Origin of the sequence: Fulvivirga sp., from assembly GCF_040220315.1 — a bacterium.
GTDB lineage: Bacteria > Bacteroidota > Bacteroidia > Cytophagales > Cyclobacteriaceae > Fulvivirga.
This window is the reverse complement of record NZ_JAVJUY010000024.1, coordinates 1-2,391: the sequence shown is the minus strand read 5'-3', so window position 1 is coordinate 2,391 and position 2,391 is coordinate 1. Positions and strand designations below refer to the sequence as shown.

General features: G+C 32.8%; 3 protein-coding genes. All 3 read left to right on the top strand.

Going from position 1 to position 2,391, the window contains the following annotated elements:
• Positions 1–98: 98 nt before the first annotated feature.
• The 3 genes from RLO81_RS00855 to RLO81_RS00845 all read left to right on the top strand — a co-directional run bounded on the left by RLO81_RS00855 (position 99) and on the right by RLO81_RS00845 (position 2,332).
• Positions 99–842 carry a hypothetical protein gene (locus RLO81_RS00855; RefSeq protein WP_350105846.1) on the top strand — a complete coding sequence of 248 codons (744 nt, stop codon included), beginning with the start codon at positions 99–101 and terminating at the stop codon, positions 840–842.
• Positions 843–1,090: 248 nt separating this feature from the next.
• A complete protein-coding gene (locus RLO81_RS00850) occupies positions 1,091–1,726 on the top strand; it encodes a DUF3667 domain-containing protein (RefSeq protein WP_350105843.1) in 636 nt (211 codons plus the stop codon).
• Positions 1,727–1,816: 90 nt separating this feature from the next.
• Positions 1,817–2,332, top strand: a complete 516-nt coding sequence (locus tag RLO81_RS00845; RefSeq protein ID WP_350105840.1) for a hypothetical protein — start codon at positions 1,817–1,819, stop codon at positions 2,330–2,332.
• Positions 2,333–2,391 lie beyond the last annotated feature (59 nt).

Here is a 2,391-nt window from a genome sequence, read left to right as displayed (position 1 = left end):
TCTCAAATAATTACGTTAGATTTAATGACGATATAAATAGTTATCCGCAATAAGTCTACGGATAACTTGATGTTACATGCAATAACTTATCATAGCCTATGAAATATATAATAACAGCAATTCTCTTACTTGGCCTATCAAACTTGCATGCTCAACAACCATATCCAAACCTATCGACATTAAAAATTGAGAACTTGTGTGGAGATGAGTCATACATCTTAATTCATTATGATGAAGCTCTTGCCAAAGTGATCAATACCCAACTAAATAAACTTCCAATGATACACCAACTTTATGCATCCAGTGATCAACACGAAGAGAATGATATTGTCCTCCTAGAACTGAAATTTACAACAACTGAACTTCCAAATAATTACTATCTAGTATTCTCTTGGGGTATGAGTTGTGATCCTGGATTTTACTTTATTGATGGAAAAACAAACAAATCAATAGGAGGATCTCCTGGGTTGGAAATCTATATCCCAGGTGGAAATTCCATTTATACTACCGGACATTTGAATAGCACTTTTAATAAAAGAAGAAAGTACTCATTTGATGGAACAGAATTCAATGAGGTTGAACCTGAGTTCTACTATGTCGGATTAGAAACAAAAACATTAAAGCCTATAACTCTTTACACTGACGAAGAACTAACTACCAAACTCGCTTATCTTCCTGAAAACTATAATGTTGAAGTGATTGCTGCTAAAAGAACAAATGATTATTCTAGTAAGATTAAATATTTAATTAAAACTGAGCTTGGCTTACTGGGTTGGTCAACCATTGAAATAACAGCATTTGAATCCATACAAATTGAAGGGATTTATTTTATGGGAGATTAACATGCACGTAACATCGACTATAGCGTATGGCCTTACGTAGTTTTTCGCAAAAGCCTATGCAACTTGACCACAAAATCTGCTCTGTGAAATCAAGAAGGTATCTATCACTGATCTGCTCAGGAGCCATTGACTTGTGATAATGCAGTGCAAATCTGACAGTTGTTTGGCATAACAGATTTTGCTATTTTGCAGTAAAAGCCTGAGGTTGGCCCCGCACCATAGTCGGGCGTTAGGGCTCATTCTTAGAAATGGAATCAAAATTTGACTGGAAATATTTAAAAAGTAATATCACTTTTGGAACGATTGCTGAAACGTTTTTACATATTGTTGATTTCCATTTTTTTCAAACATCCATCCAACTAGCATCACAACCTGGAGTTTTTATTCGAGAATACCTGAAGGGTAAAAGAAATTCACAAGATCCAGTTTCGTTCTATTTATCATCACTACTCTTTTTGTTTATTTTATACTATTTATATGAATTTCTGAGCCCAGATGTTATTGAAGAAACAACTAATGATGAGAGTTCAGAATATACCCAATATTGGATGACACTCCCTTTCATTTTTACAATATCAGGGATGAATTATTTAATGTTCAGAAAAACAAAATTAAACTTAGTAAGTAACCTTGTAATCGCTACATTTATTGAATCCCAAAGTGTTATCTATTTAACATTTTTCATTATCTCAGTTGATTTTTTCCAAGTATTAAATGAACCAATGACGCAAGCTCTTATCTATGTATTAATAATCTTTGGAAACATTTTTGCAATCAACTTCCGAACATTTCAATTTTCATTTTTTAGTACTCTTTGGAAGTCTCTATTGGTCATATTGGTGGCATTTATTGTGATTATTGTAATAGCAGGAATATTTTTCTAGTAACACAGAAAGAGAATGAAATAATTCTAAATATGAATTAGGAACCTTAACCTTAATGAGTTGCGGTTCCTAAAAACTATCAATTACTGAATGACTGGATTTTACTCAACTTATATTGAAATAATTGAATCAATTGAGAATGCCATAAAGGATGAAAAGATCATAACAGCATTGATTTTACTGTTTTCTGCAATTGACAGTTTTAGCAATCTTGTAAATAGAGAGAAAGCTAGAGGAAGAAATGTCTTTATAAAATGGACTGAAGAGTGGATGTTAAAAAACACTTCAATTGAATGTTCTAGCGTTGATTTATATGCTGCAAGATGTGGGATTCTACATGGTTTCATAAGTGAATCGGACCTATCCAATAAAAAGGAGGCTAAGCAAATTTTATATGCATTTGGCGAAGTTCCCCTCGATTCATTGAAGGATATTATTTCTATAACAAATAGAAAGAAAGAATGTGTGGCAGTCAAATTAGAAGATTTGTTTTTGGCCTTTAGGCAGGGAATAAGTAATTGCTATTTGGAATTAAATAATGATCCAAACTGGTTAAAGCAATTTGAGGAGAAAGCAGCAAAATATTTTGTGACAATGAAAAAATGACGAGCACTAACATTGCATAGAGTCGAATGGCCTTTATCATTCCATAGCAACTTTCGTAG